Annotated in this window: 22 protein-coding genes; 10 read left to right on the top strand and 12 right to left on the bottom strand. The window is 72.4% G+C overall.

From position 1 onward, the window contains the following. Positions 1-14: 14 nt before the first annotated feature. The 5 genes from OG736_RS11445 (at position 15) to OG736_RS11425 (ending at position 4825) form a co-directional block, all read left to right on the top strand. On the top strand, positions 15-1544 hold the full coding sequence (locus OG736_RS11445) for an aldehyde dehydrogenase (NADP(+)) (RefSeq protein WP_327182332.1): 1530 nt from the start codon (positions 15-17) through the stop codon (positions 1542-1544). A gap of 146 nt (positions 1545-1690) precedes the next feature. Next, positions 1691-2299: a DUF1349 domain-containing protein gene (locus OG736_RS11440; protein ID WP_327182331.1), complete on the top strand. Its 609-nt coding sequence runs from the start codon at positions 1691-1693 to the stop codon at positions 2297-2299. A 41-nt stretch (positions 2300-2340) separates the two neighbouring features. Continuing rightward, entirely contained in the window at positions 2341-2844 is a 504-nt protein-coding gene (locus OG736_RS11435) for a GNAT family N-acetyltransferase (RefSeq protein ID WP_327182330.1), read from the top strand. Positions 2845-2959: 115 nt separating this feature from the next. Continuing rightward, positions 2960-3676 (top strand): DsbA family oxidoreductase, encoded by a 717-nt coding sequence (locus OG736_RS11430; RefSeq protein WP_327182329.1) that lies wholly within the window; start codon positions 2960-2962, stop codon positions 3674-3676. A gap of 96 nt (positions 3677-3772) precedes the next feature. Beyond that, positions 3773-4825: an aminotransferase class V-fold PLP-dependent enzyme gene (locus tag OG736_RS11425; RefSeq protein WP_327182328.1), complete on the top strand. Its 1053-nt coding sequence runs from the start codon at positions 3773-3775 to the stop codon at positions 4823-4825. Positions 4826-4915: 90 nt separating this feature from the next. Here the strand turns inward: OG736_RS11425 and thpD are convergent, their stop codons facing one another. The 6 genes from thpD to OG736_RS11395 form a co-directional block, all read right to left on the bottom strand. After that, complete coding sequence (thpD, locus tag OG736_RS11420; protein ID WP_327182327.1) at positions 4916-5803, bottom strand: ectoine hydroxylase; 888 nt, start codon at positions 5801-5803, stop codon at positions 4916-4918. Positions 5804-5808: 5 nt separating this feature from the next. Then, positions 5809-6213 (bottom strand): ectoine synthase, encoded by a 405-nt coding sequence (locus OG736_RS11415; RefSeq protein WP_020130464.1) that lies wholly within the window; start codon positions 6211-6213, stop codon positions 5809-5811. Between the two features lie 45 nt (positions 6214-6258). After that, positions 6259-7530, bottom strand: a complete 1272-nt coding sequence (ectB, locus tag OG736_RS11410; RefSeq protein WP_327182326.1) for a diaminobutyrate--2-oxoglutarate transaminase — start codon at positions 7528-7530, stop codon at positions 6259-6261. 61 nt (positions 7531-7591) lie between these two features. Next, positions 7592-8098 (bottom strand): diaminobutyrate acetyltransferase, encoded by a 507-nt coding sequence (ectA, locus tag OG736_RS11405; protein ID WP_327182325.1) that lies wholly within the window; start codon positions 8096-8098, stop codon positions 7592-7594. Between the two features lie 270 nt (positions 8099-8368). Continuing rightward, entirely contained in the window at positions 8369-8500 is a 132-nt protein-coding gene (locus OG736_RS11400; protein ID WP_442817022.1) for a mycothiol transferase, read from the bottom strand. Positions 8501-8620: 120 nt separating this feature from the next. Then, positions 8621-9721 (bottom strand): pyridoxal-phosphate-dependent aminotransferase family protein, encoded by a 1101-nt coding sequence (locus tag OG736_RS11395; RefSeq protein WP_327187581.1) that lies wholly within the window; start codon positions 9719-9721, stop codon positions 8621-8623. A 183-nt stretch (positions 9722-9904) separates the two neighbouring features. On the opposite strand from OG736_RS11395, the gene OG736_RS11390 reads away from it, so the two are divergent. The 5 genes from OG736_RS11390 (at position 9905) to OG736_RS11370 (ending at position 14686) form a co-directional block, all read left to right on the top strand. Next, a complete protein-coding gene (locus tag OG736_RS11390) occupies positions 9905-10768 on the top strand; it encodes a transporter substrate-binding domain-containing protein (RefSeq protein ID WP_327182324.1) in 864 nt (287 codons plus the stop codon). A gap of 4 nt (positions 10769-10772) precedes the next feature. Further along, complete coding sequence (locus OG736_RS11385) at positions 10773-11606, top strand: amino acid ABC transporter permease (RefSeq protein WP_327182323.1); 834 nt, start codon at positions 10773-10775, stop codon at positions 11604-11606. Beyond that, positions 11603-12430, top strand: a complete 828-nt coding sequence (locus tag OG736_RS11380) for an amino acid ABC transporter ATP-binding protein (RefSeq protein WP_327182322.1) — start codon at positions 11603-11605, stop codon at positions 12428-12430. Before OG736_RS11385 ends, OG736_RS11380 begins: the two co-directional genes overlap by 4 nt. Positions 12431-12444: 14 nt before the next feature. Then, on the top strand, positions 12445-13536 hold the full coding sequence (locus OG736_RS11375; protein ID WP_327182321.1) for an amidohydrolase family protein: 1092 nt from the start codon (positions 12445-12447) through the stop codon (positions 13534-13536). Between the two features lie 166 nt (positions 13537-13702). Beyond that, positions 13703-14686, top strand: a complete 984-nt coding sequence (locus tag OG736_RS11370; RefSeq protein ID WP_327182320.1) for an SCO1860 family LAETG-anchored protein — start codon at positions 13703-13705, stop codon at positions 14684-14686. A gap of 66 nt (positions 14687-14752) precedes the next feature. Here OG736_RS11370 and cobC read toward each other — a convergent pair whose 3' ends face one another. From cobC to cobM, 6 genes are read right to left on the bottom strand one after another with little or no spacing between them, the layout of a single operon-like run. Continuing rightward, entirely contained in the window at positions 14753-15838 is a 1086-nt protein-coding gene (cobC, locus tag OG736_RS11365; RefSeq protein ID WP_327182319.1) for an Rv2231c family histidinol phosphate aminotransferase CobC, read from the bottom strand. Continuing rightward, entirely contained in the window at positions 15828-16757 is a 930-nt protein-coding gene (locus OG736_RS11360) for a sirohydrochlorin chelatase (protein ID WP_327182318.1), read from the bottom strand. Before OG736_RS11360 ends, cobC begins: the two co-directional genes overlap by 11 nt. Further along, positions 16754-17344: a precorrin-8X methylmutase gene (locus tag OG736_RS11355; protein ID WP_327182317.1), complete on the bottom strand. Its 591-nt coding sequence runs from the start codon at positions 17342-17344 to the stop codon at positions 16754-16756. The genes OG736_RS11360 and OG736_RS11355 overlap by 4 nt, the downstream gene beginning before the upstream one ends. Further along, positions 17341-19068 (bottom strand): precorrin-3B C(17)-methyltransferase, encoded by a 1728-nt coding sequence (cobJ, locus tag OG736_RS11350; RefSeq protein WP_327182316.1) that lies wholly within the window; start codon positions 19066-19068, stop codon positions 17341-17343. Before cobJ ends, OG736_RS11355 begins: the two co-directional genes overlap by 4 nt. Continuing rightward, entirely contained in the window at positions 19065-20345 is a 1281-nt protein-coding gene (cbiE, locus tag OG736_RS11345) for a precorrin-6y C5,15-methyltransferase (decarboxylating) subunit CbiE (RefSeq protein ID WP_327182315.1), read from the bottom strand. Before cbiE ends, cobJ begins: the two co-directional genes overlap by 4 nt. Continuing rightward, the gene (gene cobM, locus OG736_RS11340) at positions 20342-21160 is read right to left on the bottom strand and encodes a precorrin-4 C(11)-methyltransferase (protein WP_327182314.1); all 819 of its coding nucleotides are present in this window, start codon (positions 21158-21160) and stop codon (positions 20342-20344) included. Before cobM ends, cbiE begins: the two co-directional genes overlap by 4 nt. Positions 21161-21268: the final 108 nt, after the last annotated feature.

Below are 21268 nucleotides of genomic sequence, written 5' to 3'. Positions count from 1 at the left end.
TGGAGGGACCCGCGGTGGCAGCAGCACCAGTCTGGAGTGTCGACCCCCGAACCGGGAAGCAGCGTGAACAGGTTGCGGTGGAGGCCACGGCCCAGGAGGTCGACGCCGTCGTCCGCGCCGCCCATGAGGCGCGCGGCTTCCTCGCCGACCGTACCGTCCGCGCCGCTTTCCTGCGTTCCGCCGCCGACCGGCTCCAGGCGGCCAAGGACACGCTCGTGGAGGTGGCCGACGCGGAGACCGCGCTCGGCCCGGTCCGGCTGACCGGAGAGCTCGCCCGCACCTGCTACCAGCTGCGCGCGTTCGCCGACATCGTCGACGAGGGCGCGTTCCTCGACGTCGTCATCAGCCACCCCGACGACACCGCCACCCCGCCCATCCCCGACCTGCGCCGCTACAAGGTGCCGCTCGGCGTGGTGGCCGTGTACTCGGCGTCCAACTTCCCCTTCGCCTTCTCCGTCGCGGGCGGTGACACCGCCAGCGCGTTCGCGGCGGGCAACCCGGTCGTCGTCAAGTCCCACCCCGACCACCCGGGCCTGTCCGAGCTGGTCGCCAAGGTGGTGCGCACGGCCGCCGCCGAGCACGGCATCCCGGCGGGTGTGCTGGGCCTGGTCCACGGCTTCGAGGCCGGCGTCGAGCTGATCAGGCACCCGCTGGTCGCCGCGGCCGGTTTCACCGGGTCGATCCGGGGCGGACGCGCGCTGTTCGACGCGGCGGCGGCCCGTCCGGTGCCGATCCCGTTCCACGGCGAGCTGGGGTCGCTGAACCCGGTCGTGGTGACCGAGGCTGCCGCGGCCGAGCGGGCCGAGGCGATCGGCACCGGCCTCGCCGGGTCCATGACGCTGGGTGTCGGCCAGTTCTGTGTGAAGCCGGGCCTGGTCCTGGTGCCGTCCGGCGCGGCCGGCGACGGACTGGTCAAGTCGCTCACGGACGCGGTGAGCGACACCGACGCGGGCGTGCTGCTCGACCACCGGATGCGCGACAACTTCATCGCCGGGGTGGCCGAGCGGGCCGAGCTGCCCGACGTGGAGTCGCCGGTCACGCCCGGTGCGGGCGGGGAGCACACCGTCAGCGCGGGCTTCCTTACCGTGCCGGCCTCCCGGCTGACCGCCGAGGGCGCGCACGACCTGCTGCTCGAGGAGTGCTTCGGGCCGGTCACCGTCGTGGTCCGCTACGACGACGAGGGCGAGGTCGGGGCGGTGCTGTCGCGGCTGCCCGGAAACCTCACGGCGACCGTCCAGCTGTCCGAGGGAGAGGCCGCGGGCGAGGGCCGGGGCGGCGAGATCCTCGCCGAGCTGACCCCGCTGGCCGGGCGCGTGCTGGTGAACGGCTGGCCCACGGGTGTCGCCGTCGCGCCGGCCCAGCATCACGGCGGGCCGTACCCGGCCACCACCTCCACGTCCACCTCTGTCGGCGGGACCGCCATCGAGCGGTGGCTGCGGCCGGTCGCCTACCAGAACGCTCCCGCGGCGCTGCTGCCCGTGGAGCTGCGGGACGAGAACGAGCTGGGGCTGCCCCGCCGGTTCAACGGGCGTCTGGAGCGCTGACGCTCCGTGTGAGCGTCCAGGGGTGCGGTGGTTTGCCGGGTACAGGCCTCCCTCGGCTTGTCGCGCGGTTCCCCGCGCCCCTGGGGGCTCGGCTCACCTGGGGACTCGGCTCGCCGGGGCTCTCGGCCGCTTGAGATGATGAGCTCATGGACGTCACGCTTCCCGAACTGCCCTTTCCCCTCCGTACTTACGGGCCCGACGGGCACTGGTCCCACGAGGACGGGGTGCTCACCGGGTGGGCCGGGGCCCGGCAGGACCGGTTCGTGCCGCCCACCGGGGACGGGGTGGAGACCGCCGCCGACGCGCCCCGGCTGCTGGGGGCGCCGGAGGGCGACTTCCAGCTCATCGCACGCGTCACCGTCGGATTCAACTGGGCCTTCGACGCGGGGGTGTTGTACGTCCACGTCGGCGAGCGGGCCTGGGCCAAGCTGTGTCTGGAGTACTCCCCGGACGTGGCCACCGTCTGCACGGTGGTCACCCGGGGACACTCCGACGACGCCAACTCCTTCACCGTGGAGGGCAGTTCGGTCTGGCTCCGGGTGAGCAGGACCGGCCGCGCCTTCGCCTTCCACGCATCCCGGGACGGCAGACGGTGGACCTTCGTCCGCCTGTTCACGCTGGGTGAGGAGAAGGAGACCGGCGCGGCCCTGGTCGGCTTCATGACGCAGTCGCCGATGGGCGAGGGGTGCGTCGTGACGTACGACCATCTCGAGTTCAGGACCGAGTGGCCGGACGACCTGCGGGACGGAAGCTAGCCGGCCGGAACCGACGAGAGGGCCCTCTCGTCCTCTCCTGCATGATCGAAGAGCGTGTCATGGGAAACCGGGTGATCCGCACCGCCGTCCCCGCCGAGGCGGAGAGGGTCGCCGAGCTGCACGCGCGCGCCCGGGCCACGTACTACCCCGAGGGGGTCCCGCAGGACGGCACCGACTGGCTCGCCGCCTGGCGCACGGCCATCGAGCGGCCCGACGGTCATGTGCTGTGCGTCGTCGAGCAGGGACGGCTCGTCGGCCTCGCGTCCTTCCGCAGGCCGGAGGGCGCGCCGGTGCACACGGTCAAACTGTTCCAGTTCCACGTCGACCCCGACCACTGGCGTTCGGGGATCGGTACGGACCTGCACACGGCCTGCGTCGAGCAGTGGCGGGCGGACGGGCGGCGCACGGCCGTGCTCGACGTGCACGTCGACAACGGGCGGGCCCAGGCGTTCTACGCCCGGCAGGGCTGGAGCCCGGACCCGGAGAACCCGCCCGGCGAGGGCGAGCACCACCTCTGGCTGAGGTACGCGGTGACCGGGGGATGACCGGGGAATGAAACGTCCTGCTTGAACGTTCATGCACTCGCCGGAGGGAACCTCCGTGCGGATCTCCCGCGGGGGAGCTCCGTACCCAGCCGCACGACCTGGAGAGAGCCGAGACATGCGCGTCGAGATCTGGAGCGACATCGCCTGCCCCTGGTGCTACGTGGGCAAGGCCCGCTTCGAGAAGGCGCTCGAGGCCTTCCCGCACCGTGACCAGGTCGAGGTGGTGCACCGTTCCTTCGAGCTGGACCCGGGCCGCGCCAAGGGCGACGTCCAGCCCGTACTGGCCATGCTCACCAAGAAGTACGGGATGAGCGAGGCGCAGGCGCAGTCCGGCGAGGAGAACCTGGGCGCCCAGGCCGCCGCCGAGGGCCTCGACTACCGCACCCGGGACCGCGACCACGGCAACACCTTCGACATGCACCGGCTGCTGCACTTCGCCAAGGAGCACGGTCGGCAGGACGAGCTGATCCAGATCCTCTACCGGGCGAACTTCGCCGAGGAGCGGTCCGTCTTCTCCGAGGGCGACGAGCGGCTCGTGGAACTGGCCGCCGAGGCCGGTCTCGACGCCGAGGCCGCCCGCGAGGTCCTCGCCGACCCCGCCCGCTACGCCGACGAGGTCCGCGCCGACGAGCGCGAGGCCGCTCAGCTCGGTGCGAACGGTGTGCCCTTCTTCGTCCTCGACCGCGCCTACGGCGTCTCCGGGGCCCAGCCCGCCGAGGTCTTCACCCAGGCCCTCACCCAGGCCTGGGGCGACCGTTCCCCGCTGAAGCTGATCGACGACGGCGGCGCGGAGGCCTGCGGCCCGGACGGGTGCGCGGTCCCGCAGCAGTGAAACCCGCAGGTGAGAGCCGATCTATAAGTTCTCCTTAGCGGAATCACGTAAAAATCGGCAATGGACGAGGGGTTCCGGGGGTCCCACAGTGGACGCATGGAGACCTTCGAGAGCCTCGTCCGCGCCGAGTTCACCCCGAAGACCACGTACCTGAACACGGCGAGCAACGGCCTGCTGCCCGCCCGTACGGTCGCCGCCCTGCACGAGGCGGCGGTGCTGCGCGCCGAGGGCAGGCCGCTCACCCCGCTGCACGAGGACGTGGAGGCCTGCCGGGCCGCGTACGCCCGGCTGGCCGGCGTCCCGGTCACCCGGGTGGCGCTGGGCGCCTCGGTCGCCGCGCACACCGGCGTCATCGCCGCCTCGCTCCCCGCGGGCGCGGAAGTGCTCACCGCCGAGGACGACTTCACCTCCGTGCTCAACCCGTTCCACGTCCGCGGGGACCTCAAGGTCCGGGCCGTCCCGCTGGAGCGGATCGCGGAGTCCGTCCGCCCCGGCACGGCCCTGGTCGCGGTGAGCGCCGCCCAGTCCGCCGACGGCCGGATCGCCGACCTCCCCGCCCTGCGCGAGGCGGCCAGGAGGCACGGCGCACGCACCTACGTCGACTTCTCACAGTCGGCCGGCTGGCTTCCGGCGGACGCCGACGCCCACGACTTCTCCGCCGCCGTCTCCTTCAAGTGGCTGCTCGGCCCGCACGGTGCGGCCTTCCTGGTGGTCCCGGAGGACTTCGGCGGGTTGTCACCGGTCCTCGCGGGATGGGTGGCCGGCGAGGAGCCCTGGGACAGCTGTTACGGCCCGGTGGCCGAACTCGCCCACTCGGCAAGGCGGTTCGACCTGACGCACGCCCTGTTCACCTACGCCGGACTGCGCCGTTCCCTCGAACTGGTGGAGGAACTCGGCGTGGCGGCGATCGGCGCCCACGACCTCTCCCTCGCCGACCGCTTCCGCGCCGGACTCGCCGGGCTCGGTCATCGGCCCGTCGCCGCGCCCGGCTCCGCGATCGTCTCGGTGCCGGGACTCGGCTTCCGCCAGCCCGACCTGGCCGCCGCCGGCATCCAGGTCTCCGACCGCTCCGGCCATCTGCGCGCCTCCTTCCACCTGTTCAACACGTCGGCCGACGTCGACCGCCTGCTGAACGCCCTGTCAGCCTGAGGCCTCCGACGCCCGGCAGGCCCGGACGCCCCCACCCGGATCGGGTGGGGGCGTCCGGGCCTGCCGACGCGGCCGGCGGGGGACGACGGCTCACCGCACGGGGGTGAAGTCCCGCGCGCCGATGTACTCCGGCCGGTGGACCGGCGCCGCGAACGGCTCCACGGCCGTGTTCTCCACGCTGTTGAACACGATGAACACGTTGCTGCGCGGGAACGGCGTGATGTTGTCACCGGACCCGTGCATGCAGTTGCAGTCGAACCAGGTCGCCGAACCGGCCTTGCCCGTGAACAACTTGATGCCGTAGTCGCCGGCCATCGCGGTCAGCGCCTCGTCCGAGGGGGTGCCCGCGTCCTGCATCTGGAGCGACTTCTTGTAGTTGTCCTCGGGCGTCGCCCCGGCGCAGCCGAGGAACGTCCGGTGCGAGCCCGGCATGATCATGAGCCCGCCGTTGGTGTCGAGGTTCTCGGTCAGCGCGATCGACACGGACACCGTCCGCATGTTCGGCAGACCGTCCTCGGCGTGCCAGGTCTCGAAGTCGGAGTGCCAGTAGAAGCCCCCGGCCCCGAAGCCCGGCTTGACGTTGATCCGCGACTGGTGCACGTACACGTCCGAGCCCAGGATCTGCCGGGCCCGCCCCACGACCCGCTCGTCGCGGACGAGCGCGGCGAACACGGGACTGAGCTTGTGCACCTCGAAGACGGAGCGGATCTCCTTGGACTTCGGCTCGACGATCGACCGCCCGTCGGCCCGGATCTCCGGGTCGGCGACCAGCCGCTCCAGCTCCCGTCGGCAGACGCTGACCTCGTCGTCGCTGATCAACTGGTCGACGGCGAGGAAGCCGTCGCGCTCGTACTCCTGGAGGCCGGCCGCCGGGATCGGGCCCGGCGTGTCGGGGGAGCCCCAGACGACGGGGTCCTGGCGGGGTACGGACACCTCGGTGGTGCCACGGGTGGGGTAGAGATCGGTGAGGGTGGTCACGATGCTTACACCTCCTCGGGCTCGGTCAACAGGGGGTACACGCCGTTCTCGTCGTGGTCCTCCCGCCCCGTGACGGGCGGGTTGAACACGCAGATGCAGCGGAAGTCCTCCTTGACGCGGAGCGTGTGCCGCTCGTGCCCGTCGAGGAGGTACATGGTGCCGGGCGTGATGGTGTGCGTCCGCCCGGTCTCGTGGTCGGTCAGTTCGGCCGCGCCCTCGACGCAGACGACGGCCTCGATGTGGTTCGCGTACCACATCGACGTCTCGGTACCCGCGTACAGAATCGTTTCGTGCAGCGAGAACCCGACCCGTTCCTGGGCGAGCACGATGCGCTTGCTCTCCCAGGTGCCGGACGCCGCCCGCACATGCCGGTCGGTGCCTTCGATGTCCTTGAACGAACGGACGATCACGGTGGTGCGATGCCTCCTAGGTAGGGGATACGGGGTCCGAGGGCGTCAGACGGTCTCCCGTACGGCGCGGGCGATGACGCTGAGGCCCTCGTCCAGTTCCTCGGGGGTGATGGTCAGGGCCGGCAGCAGTTTGACGACCTCGCTCTCCGGACCGGACGTCTCGATCAGCAGCCCGAGCTCGAAGGCCCGCTTCGCGACCCGCCCGGCCCGCGCCTTCTCGTGGAACTCCAGGCCCCACACCAGACCGCGGCCCCGGTACTCCTTGATGTCGGCGAGGTTCTCCTCGGTGATCGAGATGAGCCCCTGCTCGATCTGTTCGCCCCGCGTCCGGGTCTGCTTCTCCATCGCGGACCCGTCGGCCCAGTACGTCTCGAGGGCGGCGGTGGCGGTGACGAAGGCCGGGTTGTTGCCGCGGAAGGTGCCGTTGTGCTCACCCGGCTCCCACACGTCCAGCTCGGGCTTGAACAGGCAGAGCGACATGGGCAGTCCGTAGCCGCTGATCGACTTGGAGACGGTCACGATGTCCGGGACGATCCCGGCCTCCTCGAAGGAGAAGAAGGCCCCGGTGCGCCCGCATCCCATCTGGATGTCGTCGACGATCAGCAGCATGTCCTGGCGCTCGCACAGGTCCTTGAGCGCCCGCAGCCACTCCGGACGCGCGACGTTGATGCCGCCCTCGCCCTGCACGGTCTCGACGATCACGGCGGCGGGCTTGTTGAGCCCGGACCCCTGGTCCTCGAGCAGCCGCTCGAACCACAGGAAGTCGGGGACCTGGCCCTCGAAGTAGTTGTCGAACGGCATCGGTGTGCCGTGCACCAGCGGTACCCCGGCACCGGCCCGCTTGAAGGCGTTGCCGGTCACGGCGAGCGACCCGAGGGACATCCCGTGGAAGGCGTTGGTGAACGACACGATGGCCTCGCGTCCCTTCACCTTCCGCGCCAGCTTCAGGGCCGACTCCACGGCGTTGGTGCCGGTCGGGCCCGGGAACATGACCTTGTAGGGCAGGTCACGCGGCCGCAGCACCAGATCCTGGAAGGTCTGCAGGAAGGTCCGCTTGGCCACGGTCGACATGTCGAGCCCGTGCGTGACGCCGTCCCGCATCAGATAGTCGACCAACGCCCGTTTCAGCACGGGGTTGTTGTGACCGTAGTTGAGGGATCCGGCACCGGCGAAGAAGTCCAGGTAGCGGTGACCGTCCTCGTCGTACATACGGCTGCCCTGCGCGCGGTCGAAGACCGCGGGCCAGCTGCGGCAGTAGCTGCGCACCTCGGACTCGAGGGTCTCGAACACGCTGAGGTCGGGCTGGGTGATGGTCACGACGAAACGCTCCTCGGAGTGGGGGTCGGAAGGAGAGGCGGGCGGAGGCGGGGCGGGCGGGTCAGAAGGCGAGGGGGCCGATCCGGTACAGGACCTCGGGGTCGTGCGGGCCGTCGGGGAACAGACCGGTGCCGAACAGCACCTCACGGGTGACGGTCGCCCCGTGCCGGTCGGCGAACGAGGTGAACAGCCGCTCGGAGGCGGTGTTGCCCGGCGTGATCGTGGTCTCCACGGCGGTGAGCGGGCGTTCGGCGGCGACCCGCGCGGTCAGCCCGTCCAGCAGGGCGGCGGCGAGGCCGCGACCACGGTGCGCGGCGTCGACGGCCACCTGCCAGACCAGCAGGGTCTGCGGGTCCTCCGGCCGGACGTACCCGGTGACGAACCCGACCGGCTCGCCGCCCTCCGCGCGGGCCACCGCCGAGGTGGCGGCGAAGTCGCGACACCACAGGAGATAGCTGTAGGACGAGTTCAGGTCGAGCGTTCCGGATTCCTTCGCGAGACGCCAGAGCGCTGCGCCGTCTTCCACCGACGGGCTGTCGATACGTAGGTCTGCTTGTGCGGCAGTCATGCGGATTGAACTTACCCAGGGAAATTCAATAACGCATGGAGAGGCCGTGGTGATTCCGTGATGCCACCGGGACAAGTTGGCGTTTCGTCCGCTTTTGCACCCCGCGAAAAGGGCATATCGCTCCGCTTGTGCAATGCGTCACGCACTCGAAACCTGCCCGAAATTCCCCGCGTTTAGGTACGGGGAATCGGGGCAGAAGAACTCAGGAAAGCTATCGCTGAGAAGCGGGACGGAAAAGGAACCGGCGGGAATTCGCGAATTACCTTGAATTCAGGCTCCGGTAACCCCGCCGATACTCTCCCGAAGAATGCCCGCGTGGCCGTTGAGGCGGGCGTGCTCCTTGATCATGTGGAACAGCACGGGGCGGCCGTCGGGAAGGGTGAGGGGAGTGTCGGCCGTCATGCGGGGCAGGATGACAGGCGGCACCGACGGCGGGGCTTCGTCGGTCCGTCCGACGGTGAACCGGTGGGGTACCGATGGCGGAACCGGGGCCGCCTGCCGCCGGGCGCCCTCCACGGCCGCCTACCGCCAGGCGCCTTCCACGGCCCGCCGGGCCCCTTCCGGATCGACGTCCAGGCCCTTCTCCGCCAGCGCGGCACCCAGCGCCGCCAGGCATCCCTGCACCACGCCGACGGTCGCGTCGCCCCCGTAGTGGTTGACCCGGATCATCTCCCCGGCCAGCGCGCCCCCACCCGCGGCCAGCGGCAGCTCGGGGTCGCTCGCCAGCGCCCGCGCCACCAGCTCCGACGCCACCACCCCCGACGGCGTCCGCAGCGTCGTGGCGACGGGCGCCGCCTCCGCCGCGTCGCGCACGTAAGGCTCCAGCCCGCCGCCCAGCGCCGGCGCACCGGCGCGCGTCGCGGCGGCGGCGGACGCGTGCCGGGCCATCACCGTCTCCAACCGCTCCGCCTCGATCCGCTCGACACACGCCTCCAGCGCCAGCATCTCCAGCTGCGCCGGCGCGTGCAGCAGCGCCTTGCGACCGCCGTCGACCCAGCGCTCCTTCCAGTCCAGCAGGGACAGGTACGACCGGCGGGGCGCCCTCGGGTTCGCGGCCATCCGCGCCCACGCCCGCTCGCTCACCGACACCGCCGACACGCCCGCCGGGCCGCCCATCGCCTTCTGCGCGCCGATCACGCACAGGTCCACGCCCCACGCGTCCGGCAGCACCGGCTCCGCGCCGATCGAGGCGACCGCGTCCAGGTAGAAGAGCGCGCCGTGCTCCCGCACCACCTCGCCGATCTCCGCGACCGGGTTGGTGTTGCCGGTCGCCGCCTCCGCGTGCACCAGCGACACGAAGTCGATCCCCGGGTGCTCGGCGAACGCCTCCCGGATCTGCGCGGCCGTCACCGCCGTGTGGAAGGGCACCGCCAGGTCGATCACCGTGGCGCCGCAGTCCCGCAGCCAGTCCCCGAAGGTCTGCCCGTACGGGCCGGTGATCACGTTGAGCGCGGTCGTGCCCGGACCGGCCGTACCGCGGATCGCGCCCTCCAGCGGAAGCAGCGCCTCGCCCTGCATGATCACGACGTCCTGTCGGGTGTCCAGCAGCCGCGCCACCCGGTCCTCGATCGAGGCGAAGTGTGCGGCACTCAGCGGGGCGAGGTCCAGGAACGGGTGTGTCACGGCGGTGCTCTCTTCACTCACGGGGTAGAGGTGACGAGACTAACCGGCACGTGTCCCACCCTCCCCGCCCTCCCCACCGGTGACTTCGCAGGCCGCACGGCCCGGTGACCATCGGTTTGATTTGAGAGCCTCAAACATCTCCTTATAATCGGAACCCACAGTTCCCTTACAGGAAGGCCCGCCGTGAACACCCTCCCCGGCCGCCGGACCCGCGTCCTGGCCGCCACCACCGTGACGGCCGGGCTGATGCTCGTCGCCGCCTGCACCTCCACCGACGACGGCGGCAGCGGCTCCAAGACCGCCGCCGGCGGGGTCGAGCTCGTCAAGGCGGGCCAGCTCACGACCTGCACCCACCTGCCCTACCCGCCCTTCCAGTCGGAGATCGACGGCAAGGTGCAGGGCTTCGACGTGTCCCTGATCGACCTGGCCGCCAAGAACCTGGGCGTGAAGCAGGAGATCCTCGACACGCCGTTCGAGAACTTCAAGACCGGCGCGTTCCTCAACTCCGGCGAGTGCGACCTGGCCGCGGCCGGCATGACCATCACCGACGAGCGCAAGAAGAACGTCGACTTCTCCGACCCGTACTTCGAGGCCACCCAGGCCGTCCTGGTCGACAAGGGCGCGGGCGTCACCTCGCTCGCCGACGTGAAGTCCAAGGACGTCAAGCTCGGCGCCCAGGCGCAGACCACCGGCGAGGACTACGCCAAGAAGCAGGGCTTCGACCCGGTCTCCTTCGAGTCCTCCGACGCCGTCCTCAACGGTCTGCGCACCGGCCAGGTCAAGGCCGTCATCATCGACTTCCCGGTCGTCCAGGGCTGGCTGAAGGACAAGGCCAACGCCGACGCCTTCAAGGTCGTCGACAACCTCAACACCGGCGAGCAGTACGGCTTCACGGTGAAGAAGGGCAACACCAAGCTCGTCGCCGCGATCAACAAGGCGCTGGCGGACGCGAAGGCCGACGGCACCTACAAGAAGCTGTACGAGAAGTGGATCGGTCCGTACGACGAGTCGGCCGCGTCCCCGTCGGCCGCCGCCTCGGCCTCCTGACCCCATGGCCGACAGCGACGTACGACTCCAACCGAAGAAGAAGGGCCTGACCCGGCGGCAGAAGCGCAGCCTCTCGCGCGGCGCGCAGTACGTCGTCTTCGTCGCCGCCGTGATCGTCTTCGCGGTCACGGCGGACTGGGGCCGGCTGAAGAACCAGTTCGCCCAGTGGGACATCGCGAAGGAGATGTTCCCGGACGTCATCACGCTGGCGTTGAAGAACACCGTGCTGTACACGGCGTCCGGCTTCGTCCTCGGCCTGGTGCTCGGTCTGGTCATCGCCCTGATGCGGCTGTCCTCCGTGGGCCCGTACCGCTGGCTGGCCGGTGTCTACATCGAGATCTTCCGCGGTCTGCCCGCCCTGCTGATCTTCGTCTTCATCGGCGTGGCCGTGCCGCTGGCCTTCCCCGGCACGGAGATCGTCGGCGGCACCTACGGCAAGGCGGCCCTCGGGCTCGGCCTGATCGGGGCCGCGTACATGGCGGAGACGTTCCGTGCGGGCATCCAGGCCGTGCCCAAGGGGCAGTTGGAGGCGGCCCGGTCGCTGGGCTTCTCGCCCGCCCGCGCGATGGTCTCGGTCATCATCCCGCAGGCGTTCCGGATCATCCTCCCGCCGCTCACCAACGAGCTGATCATGCTCTTCAAGGACTCCTCCCTGGTGCTGCTCCTCGGGGTGACGCTGGAGGAGCGCGAACTGTCCAAGTACGGCCGTGACCTGGCCAGCACGACCGCCAACTCCACGCCGATCCTGGTCGCCGGCCTGTGCTACCTGCTGGTGACCATCCCGCTCGGCTTCGTCGTGCGGCGCATGGAGGCCAAGGCCCAGGAGGCCGTGAAATGAGCCGACCGGAGATCGAAGTCCGCGACCTGCACAAGTCGTTCGGCACCAACGAGGTGCTGCGCGGCATCGACCTGGAGATCGGCCAGGGCGAGGTCGTCTGTGTGATCGGCCCGTCCGGCTCCGGCAAGTCGACACTGCTGCGCTGTGTGAACCTGCTGGAGGAGCCCACCAAGGGCCAGGTCTTCGTGGGCGGCACCGAACTCACCGACCCCGACGTCGACATCGACGCCGTCCGCCGCCGTATCGGGATGGTCTTCCAGCAGTTCAACCTCTTCCCGCACCTGTCGGTGACCGAGAACCTCACGCTGCCGCAGCGCCGGGTGCTCCGGCGCGGCAAGGCGGTGGCGGCGAAGGTGGCCGCCGAGAACCTGGAGCGGGTGGGTCTGTCGGAGAAGGCGGACGCCTACCCCGCCTCCCTCTCCGGCGGTCAGCAGCAGCGCGTCGCGATCGCCCGCGCGCTGGCCATGGGGCCCGAGGTGATGCTGTTCGACGAGCCGACGTCGGCGCTCGACCCGGAGCTGGTCGGCGACGTCCTCGCGGTCATGCGGATGCTGGCCGACGAGGGCATGACGATGATGGTCGTCACCCACGAGATGACCTTCGCCCGCGAGGTGGCCGACCGGGTCGTCTTCATGGACGGCGGGGTGATCGTGGAGGACGGCACCCCGGCCGAGGTCATCGGGAACCCCAGCCACGAGCGCACCCGTCACTTCCTCTCCCGCCTCCTCGACCCGGCGATGGCCGAGTTGGCCGACGCGGGGGAGGGCGCCTCCGGCCAGGCGGGCGGCCAGGCGGGTGACCGGAAGGGCGAGCCGGAGCAGTAGTTAGGGTGCACTGCATGAGCGATCGCGCGGTGCTGCACGTGAAGGGCCGGATCCTGACCGGATCCGACGAAGTCCGCGACGGGCTGTGGGTCGTCGACGGCCGGATCTCCTACGACCGTCCCGTCGGCGCCCGCGACGTGCGGACGGTCGAGGGCTGGGCGCTGCCCGGCCTGGTCGACGCCCACTGCCATGTGGGTCTGGGCGCGCACGGCCCCGTCGACACGGACGTCGCCGAGAAGCAGGCCCTGACCGACCGCGAGGCGGGCGCCCTGCTGATCCGCGACGCCGGCTCGCCCTCGGACACCCGCTGGGTCGACGACCGCGAGGACCTCCCGAAGATCATCCGGGCGGGCCGGCACATCGCCCGTACCCGCCGCTACATCCGCGGCTACGCGCACGAGATCGAGCCCGAGGACCTGGTCGCGTACGTCGCGCGGGAGGCCCGGCGCGGCGACGGCTGGGTCAAGCTGGTCGGCGACTGGATCGACCGCGAGGTGGGCGACCTGGCCCCCAGCTGGCCGCGGGAGGCGGCCGAGGCGGCCATCGCGGAGGCCCACCGCCTGGGCGCGCGGGTCACGGCACACTGCTTCGCCGAGAACTCGCTCCGCGACCTCGTCGAGTCGGGCATCGACTGCGTCGAGCACGCGACGGGTCTGACCGACGAACTGATCCCGCTGTTCGCGTCCCGAGGCGTGGCGATCGTGCCGACCCTCGTCAACATCGCCACCTTCCCGGACCTCGCCGCCGGCGGCGAGTCCAAGTTCCCGCGCTGGTCGGCCCATATGCGCCGGCTCCACGAACGCCGTTACGACACGGTCCGCTCCGCCTACGACGCCGGCATCCCGGTCTTCGTCGGCACGGACGCCGGCGGCACGCTGCCGCACGGTCTGGTGGCCGCGGAGGTCGCGGAACTGGTGACGGCGGGCATCCCGCCGCTGGCGGCGCTCTCGGCGACGACCTGGGGCGCGCGCGAGTGGCTCGGGCGCCCCGGTCTGGTCGAGGGCGCTCCGGCGGACCTGGTGGTCTACGAGACGGACCCGCGCGCCGACGTACGGGTGCTCGCGGCGCCGCGCCGGGTGGTACTGAACGGCGCGGTGGTGAGCTGAGAGCGCCGTGCCGCGGGCGGTTGTGGAGAACGTGCGTGCCGATGGATTCGAAGACATGCACGGAAAACTCACGTTGGAGTGAACTCGCGTCACCGTGCTGACCGTTCACCCCTCGTACGTAATTCTTGCGGGGTCCCGAAGCATTTCTCTTCTGGGGGTCCCACCCTTGAACGGCAACAACTTCCCGCTGCCCGCATGCGCCCGGCGCGCCGCCACCGTCGTCGCGGTCACGGCCCTGGCCGCAGGTCCCGCGGTCCTGGCCGGCGCGGGCACCGCCCACGCGACGTCCGGCCAGGGCCGGGCGAGCGCGTCCGTGCTGCGCACCGGCCTCGACGTGGCCCTGCTCAACAAGACCGTCGACATCCCGCTCGCCGTCTCCCTCAACGAGGTCCAGGCTCCGCACAGCGCCGAAAAGACCGCGCTGTCGGCCGAGTTGAACGGCGTCGACGGCGGGAGGCCCTTCAGCGTCCTGCGCGCGGACGTCGCCGAGGCGAAGGCGACCGTCGACGGCACCAGGGCCGAGGCCTCCACCCGCCTCGCCCACGCCAAGCTGCACGTCCCCGGCCTCCCCCTGCTCTCCCTCATCGAGGTCGGCACGGTCACCTCCAGGGCGACCTGCGAGGCGGGCAGGACGCCGGTCGCGGTCTCCAACCTGCTCGGCTCGGTGACGGTCCTGGGCAAGAAGGTGTCGGTCAGCACCGGCGGCACGACGGACGTGAAGGTACCGGGCGTGGGCGAGGTCCGCCTGGACCTCTCGAAGCGCGAGACCACCTCCCGCACGGCCGCCGCCACCGCCCTCGAACTCACCGTGTCCGTCAACCCGTTGAGCCTCAACGTCGCCGAGGTGACAGGCACCCTGACCCTCGCGAAGGCCACCTGCGAGGCCCCCGCAGGGCGGGAGCAGGAACAGAGCGAGGAACAGGGCCAGGGCGAGGAACAGGAACAGGGCGAGGCGCAGGACCGGGGACAGGAGCAGGCCGCCGAGCCGAGCGCCGCCCCGGCCGGTGACGTCAAGGCACAGGGCGCGCCCGCCCAGGCCGACCTGGCACAGACCGGCGGCAGCTCGACGACCCCGTACATCGCGGGCGGCGCGGTGGCGCTGCTGGCGGCGGGCGGGGGAGCGGTGGCACTGGCCCGCCGCCGCGGCTGACCGGACGGAGCACGAAGCACGGGGGTACGGATCCGGGACGTCCCGCCCGGGTCCGTACCCCCGGCCTCATCCCCGGGTCAGGGCCAACGCCTGGTCCAGCGCCTGGAGGAAACGGTTCACCGTCGCCCGGTTCCGGACCGCCAGCCGCAGCCACTCCTCGTCCAGCCCCGGGAAGGTGTCCCCGCGCCGGACCGCGAACCCCAGGGTGCGCAGCCGCCGGCGGACGGCGTCGGCCCCGGGCAGCCGCACCAGGACGAACGGCCCCTCCGCGGGCCCCACCACCCGCACCCCCTCGACGGCGAACTCCTCGAGACCGGCCACGAGATGCGCCCGGTCCGCGGCGACGCGGTGGGCGGCGTGGGCGGCCTCCGCCAGTGCCTGCGCCCCCATGCACGCCTCGGCCGCCACCAGCGCCGGCGTGGACACCGGCCACAGCGGCTGGGCCCGCTCCAGGTCGGCGACGGTCTCCGGCGCGGCGAGCACGTAGCCGATCCGCAGCCCGGCCAGCCCCCAGGTCTTGGTCAGGCTGCGCAGCACCACCAGGCCGGGCACGTCGGTGTGTCCGGCGAGGGCCTCCCGCTCGCCCGGCACCGCGTCCATGAACGCCTCGTCGACGACCAGCGTCCGTCCGGGCCGGGCCAGCCGGCGGATCGTCTCCGCCGGGTGCAGCACCGAAGTGGGGTTCGTCGGATTGCCGATGACCACCAGGTCCGCCGTCTCCGGGACGGCCGCCGGATCCAGCCGGAAGCCGTCCTCGGCGCGCAGCACCACCCGGTCCACGCTGTGCCCCGCGTCCCGCAGCGCCGCCTCCGGCTCCGTGAACTGCGGGTGCACGACGACGGGCCGCCGCACCTTCAGGGCCCGTGCCAGCAGCACGAACGCCTCCGCCGCGCCCGCCGTCAGCAGCACCCGCTCGACGGGCAGCCCGTGCCGCGCCGCGACCGCCGCCCGCGCGGCCCGCCCGTCGGGGTAGGCCGCCAAGCCGCCCAGGGACGCGGCGACCCGTTCCCGCAGCCAGCGCGGAGGGGTGTCCGCGCGGACGTTGACCGCGAGGTCGACGAGCGCCGAGCCGTCGTCGCGCACCTCGGCGTCCCCGTGGTGGCGCAGGTCGTGGCCGCCGGAGTGACCCTCGGCGGGTCCCTCAGTGCGCATGGGAGTGCGCGTGGCCGTGATGGTGGTGACCGTCGTGGTGGTGGCCCTCGTCGTCCGGATGGAAGTGCGGCTGCTGCGGCGTCCCCACCTTGTCCTCGAAGCCCGGCAGCGCGATCCGGTACACGCACGAGTCGCAGTTCATCCGCAGGTCGCCCTTGACGGCCTCCTCGTACCGCTCCATCACCAGGTCGAGCAGCTCCGGCTCGGGGCCGATGACGTCCGCCGACCGCACCTCGACCTCCGGATGCGCGGCCGCCCAGCCCTCGGTCTGGTGCCGGACCCGCTCGGGGAGGATCCCGGTGAACAGGAAGTAGGGGAGCACGACGATCCGCTTCGCCCCCAGCCGCACGCACCGGTCGAGCCCGCTCGGCACGTCCGGCGCGGCCAGCGACACGAACGCGGTCTCCACACCCGCGTACCCGCGTCCCTCCCACAGCAGCCGCGCCGCCTTGTACACCTCGGCGTTGGCGTCCGGGTCCGTCGAACCCCGCCCGACCAGCAGCACGGTCACGTCGGCCAGGTCCTCGGGGGTGCGCCCCCCGGTGCCCAGCGCCTCGTCCAGCCGCCGCTCCAGCACCTGCAGCAGCGCCGGGTGCGGGCCCAGCGGACGCCCGTACGTGTAGGAGATCCCCGGGTGCCGCTCCTTCTCGCGGGACAGCGCCGCGGGGATGTCGCCCTTGGCGTGCCCGGCGGACACCAGCATCAGCGGTACGGCGGCGAACCGCCGTACGCCACGTTCCACCAGCTCCGTCACCGCCTCGCCCAGCGGCGGCGGGGACAGCTCGATGAAACCTCCCGCGACGGGCAGTTCGGGGTGGCGGCGGCCCAACTCCCGTACGAAGTCACGGAACGCCTCGGCTCCGGCCTCGTCCCGGGTGCCATGGCCGGCGATGAGCAGGGCGGGCGGCGGGGTGATCACTGTTTCTCCTCGGAGGGCGAAAGGGGGGTGTACAGCAGGGCGTTGAGCGCGGCGGCGGCGACCGCCGACCCGCCCTTCTCGGACACGTTGCTCACGGCGGGCAGTCCGCTCCCGCGGAGCGCTGCCTTCGACTCGGCCGCCCCGACGAAGCCGACGGGCAGGCCGATGACCAGCGCGGGGGAGGCGTCCAGCGTCAGCAGTTCCTCCAGGGCGGTCGGCGCGCAGCCGATCACCCAGAGGGCGCCGGGCCCGACCTCCTCGTACGCCAGCCGGATCGCGTGGGCGGACCGGGTCAGCCCGGGGCGGGACGTGGCGTCCTTGAGACGGCAGACGGTCTCCCGCCGGGTGATCCCCGCGGCCACCATCTCCACGTCGACGACGACCGGCGCCCCGGCGTGCAGCGCGGCGTGCGCATTCGCCAACTCGCCCTCGTCCAGCACGAGATCGTGTGCGTACTCCAGATCGGCGGCGGAGTGGATGACCCGCTCCACCACCGCCCGGCTCAGCGGCGCGAAGTGCGAGGTGTCCAGGCGGGCACGCAGCCGCCGGAAGGACTCCTGCTCGATCGGATGGACCACACGGTTCACAGGACGCCCTCCCGGGAGTCGCCCCGCGAGCCTTCCGGGGAGTTCTCCTGCCAGCGGTAGCCGCGCGGCGTCACCATGCGCCCCGCGATGTTCCGGGTCGCCGTGTTGCCCACGGTCACGACCGTCATCATGTCGACCCAGGCCGGGTCGAGTTCCGTCAGCGTCGTCAGCCGCGCGGTGCCGTCCGGGCGCGAGGCGTTGCGCACGACACCCACCGGTGTCGTCGGCTCCCGGTGCTCGGCGAGGATCGAGAGCGCCTTGGGGAGCTGCCAGTCGCGGCCCCGGGAACGGGGGTTGTAGAAGGTGACGACGATGTCCGCCTCGGCCGCCGCCCGCACCCGCCGCTCGATGACCTCCCACGGCGTGTGCAGATCGGACAGGCTGATCGACACATGGTCGTGGCCCAGCGGCGCGCCGAGGATCGCACCGGCCGCGAGCGCGGCGGTCACCCCCGGCACCCCGACCACGTCGATGTCGTCGGACGCCTCGGCGAGCGCGGGGGAGGCCATCGCGTACACGCCCGCGTCCCCGCTGCCGATCAGCGCCACGCTCTGCCCGCGCCGGGCCTCCTCGACGGCAGTCCGGGCCCGCTCCTCCTCGGCGCCGAGCCCCGACTCCAGGATCCGGGTGCCGGGCCGCAGCAGGTCGCGGATCTGGTCGACGTACTGGTCGAGGCCGACGAGCACCGAGGCGCGCCGCAGCTCCGCCTTCGCCCGCGGCGTGAGCAGGTCCCGGGCGCCCGGCCCGAGCCCGACGACCGCGAGCCGCCCGCGCCCGGGGCGCCGTACGACGGCACAGGTGGCCATCGCGGGCCGCCCGTCCGCGCGCTCCGACTTCCTTTTGGGGACGAGGAGTTCGCCCCCGCCGATCAGGGCCGCCGCCTCCGCCACGGACGGCGTGCCGACGGCGGTGAGCGGCGCGTCGGACGGGTTCGGCACCTCGACGCCCGCCAGCTCCTCGGCGGAGTACGTCACCACGGGTACGCCGAGCCGCCGGGCGGTCTCGACGATGCCCGGCTCGTCCGCCTTGGCGTCGACGGTGGCGAGCTCGGCGAGACTCCGGACGGACAGCCCCGCCTCCCGCAGCACACCCTCGACCAGGTCGAGCACCTCGTCGACCGGGGCGCCCCTGGACGCGCCGACACCGACGACGAGGGACGGCGGACGCAGCAGCACCTCCCCGGACCCGGGCTCGACCGCACGGTCCGTCAGCCGCACGGTGTACGACCCCCGCTCCGCGAACGGCACCGGCGGCAGCGGCCACGCCACCTCGGCGGCCAGCGCGACGGGCTCGCCGTCCAGCAGGGCCCGCGTCACGCCGGCCACATCGCCCTCCACCGGAAGGCCCAGAGTGTCGAGACCGGGGATGCCGACGGCGTCCGTGGCCGTGGTCACCACCGGCTGCGCACCCAGCAACTCGCCTACGGCCAGCGCGAGTTCGTTGGCGCCGCCGGCGTGCCCGCCGACCACCGGGACGGCGAACCGCCCGGCCTCGTCGACGCACACCACACCCGGGTCGGACGTCTTGTCGGACAGCAGGGGCGCGACCAGGCGGACGACCGCCCCGGTCGCCAGGAAGCACACGAGCTGCTCGCACTCGGCGAACGCCCGCCGGACGGCGTCCCCGACCGGGCCGTCGTACACGCGCGTGCGGTCCGGCCAGGCCGCGGCCAGCCGGTCGCGCGCCGCCGCCCCCGCCGCGGTGGCGGAAATGAGGCCGATCACAGGGCTACTCCTTCTCGATGAACAGGGTGCGCGCCGACGGCGTCTCTGACACCCCACAGCAGGAAAACGGGATTGGTCGCGGCCAGCCGGGTCACGTCACCCGGCAGCGGCGCGAGCCGTGAGGAGTGCAGCAGCACACCGTCGCAGTCGAACCCGGCGTCGCCGAGCGCGGCGCGCACCGCCGGGACCCGGTCCAGCGCGGCCATCGCGACGACCACGGTCCGCCGGGCCCGCCGCGCGCACATTCCGACGATGGCGGGCAGATCGCGCCCGCCACCGCCGACGAACACGGCGTCGGGATCGTCGAGTCCGGCCAGCGCGTCGGGCGCGCCGCCGTGCACCACGTGCACGTCGACGCCGTGCGCCTCGGCGTTGGCGCGGATCCGCGCGACCCCGTCCGCCGCCTTCTCGACGGCGCTGACGGCGGCGCCGAGCCGCGCGCACTCCACGGCCACGGACCCCGACCCGGAGCCCACGTCCCAGACCAGGTCGCCGGAGCGCGGTCCGAGCCGGGCCAGGGCCAGCGCCCGCACCTCGAACTTGGTGATCATCGAGTCGCGGTGGGCGAAGTCGCCCTCGTCCAGCGCCCACCCGGCGGGCCGGAACCCGGGCCCGGCCAGCGTCCGTACCGGACCGAGCGTCCGCGCCTCGTCCAGGCACAGGACGACACTCACCGCCGTACCCCAGTCGCGTCCGGCGGCCTCGCCGGGGGAGACGCGCTCCACGCGCTCGGCCGCCGGGTCGCCCAGCGCGGAGGCCACGACGAGCACCCGCCCTGGCGCGCTGCGCGCGAGCGCGGCGCCCAGCTCGGCGGGCCCGGCGCCCGGCCCGGTCAGGACGGCGACCTTCGGGTGCGCCCGGCAGACGTTGACGGCCGTCCGCGGATCCCGCCCGTGCGCGCTCACGACGACGGCGTCGTCCCAGGTCAGTCCGAGCCGCGCGAAGGCGGTGGCCACGGAGGAGACGCCCGGCCGGACGTCCAGCCGGTGCGCCCCGAACCGTTCGGCCAGCGCCCGCACGATCCCGAAGAAGCCGGGGTCGCCGGAGGCCAGCACGACCACGCGCCGGTCCTTCCCGACGTACTCCTCCATGGCGTCGAGGGCCGGCGCGAGCGGACCGAGCACGATCCGCTCGACGGACGCGGGCAGCCCCGCGGCGTCCAGATGGCGCCGCCCGCCCACGACGAGCTCGGCGCCGGCGAGGACCTCCTCGCCGGGCGTCGTCCCCGTGCCCGTACCGACGACGGCGATCGGTCGGCCGGTGATCGGTCGGTTCACGTACTGGCACCCCGTGTCCGCAGCGCCCGGCGGGCCTCCGGGTCGGCCTTGCGATAGCCGTGGAAGTGACCGGGGTGGTACAGGTGCGAGCGGGTGCCGTGCGCGTCGAGGGCCGGGCCGACCAGGAAGAGGGTGTGCTTCCAGAGCTTGTGCTCCTTGACGGTCTCCTCCAGCGTCTCGATCGTGCACTTCACGACCAGCTCCTCCGGCCAGGTCGCCTGGTAGGCGATGACCACCGGGGTGGCGGTCGGGTAGCCGCCCTCCAGCAGCTCCCGCACCAGCTGACCGCTGCGCGCGGCCGACAGGAAGATCGCCATGGTCGTGCCGTGCTTCGCGAACTCCCGCACCTCCTCGCCGGGCGGCATCGGCGTCTTGCCGCCGCCGAGCCGGGTGAGGACGACCGACTGCGCGACCTCGGGGATCGTCAGCTCGCGCCGGGCGAGCGCGGCGACGGCCGAGAAGGAGGACACCCCGGGCACGATCTCGGTCTCGACGCCGATCTCCTCGCACCGGTCGAGCTGCTCCTGTGTACCGCCCCAGAGGGCGGGGTCGCCGGAGTGGATGCGGGCGACCATCAGCCCCTCCCGGCGGGCCCGCTCGTACACGGCGACGACGTCCTCCAGGGACATGGTCGCCGAGTCGAGGATCTCCGCGCCCTCGCGCGCGTGCTCGAGAACCTCCGCCTGGACCAGGCTCGCGGCCCAGATCACGACGTCGGCGTCGGCGATGGCACGCGCGGCGCGGAACGTCAGCAGATCGGCGGCGCCGGGGCCGGCACCGACGAAGGTCACCTTGCCGGTGGGGGCATCGGCCATGGGTTCGGGTCCTCTCATAGCGGGCTTTGTGCGTGCATTACGGCTGTTTTGCGGGGTCGGCGGTCGGCGCGGATGTGCGCGATCGGGGGTTGATCGGATAGCAAGGGC

The organism is Streptomyces sp. NBC_01334 (assembly GCF_035983595.1).
GTDB lineage: Bacteria > Actinomycetota > Actinomycetes > Streptomycetales > Streptomycetaceae > Streptomyces > Streptomyces coriariae.
The sequence above is the reverse complement of the archived record's forward strand: the minus strand, read 5'-3'. Positions and strand labels throughout refer to the sequence as shown.

Bases quoted from the DNA above. Each gene is read 5' to 3' on its own strand.
- OG736_RS11400 (WP_442817022.1), bottom strand. From the start codon at position 8,500: ATGACGGCCGACACTCCCCTCACCCTTCCCGACGGCCGCCCCGTGCTG.
- OG736_RS11385 (WP_327182323.1), top strand. From the start codon at position 10,773: ATGGCCGACAGCGACGTACGACTCCAACCGAAGAAGAAGGGCCTGACC.
- cobC (WP_327182319.1), bottom strand. From the start codon at position 15,838: ATGCGCACTGAGGGACCCGCCGAGGGTCACTCCGGCGGCCACGACCTG.
- OG736_RS11380 (WP_327182322.1), top strand. From the start codon at position 11,603: ATGAGCCGACCGGAGATCGAAGTCCGCGACCTGCACAAGTCGTTCGGC.
- cobM (WP_327182314.1), bottom strand. From the start codon at position 21,160: ATGGCCGATGCCCCCACCGGCAAGGTGACCTTCGTCGGTGCCGGCCCC.
- OG736_RS11375 (WP_327182321.1), top strand. From the start codon at position 12,445: ATGAGCGATCGCGCGGTGCTGCACGTGAAGGGCCGGATCCTGACCGGA.
- ectA (WP_327182325.1), bottom strand. From the start codon at position 8,098: ATGACTGCCGCACAAGCAGACCTACGTATCGACAGCCCGTCGGTGGAA.
- OG736_RS11430 (WP_327182329.1), top strand. From the start codon at position 2,960: ATGCGCGTCGAGATCTGGAGCGACATCGCCTGCCCCTGGTGCTACGTG.
- OG736_RS11440 (WP_327182331.1), top strand. From the start codon at position 1,691: ATGGACGTCACGCTTCCCGAACTGCCCTTTCCCCTCCGTACTTACGGG.
- OG736_RS11435 (WP_327182330.1), top strand. From the start codon at position 2,341: ATGATCGAAGAGCGTGTCATGGGAAACCGGGTGATCCGCACCGCCGTC.
- OG736_RS11425 (WP_327182328.1), top strand. From the start codon at position 3,773: ATGGAGACCTTCGAGAGCCTCGTCCGCGCCGAGTTCACCCCGAAGACC.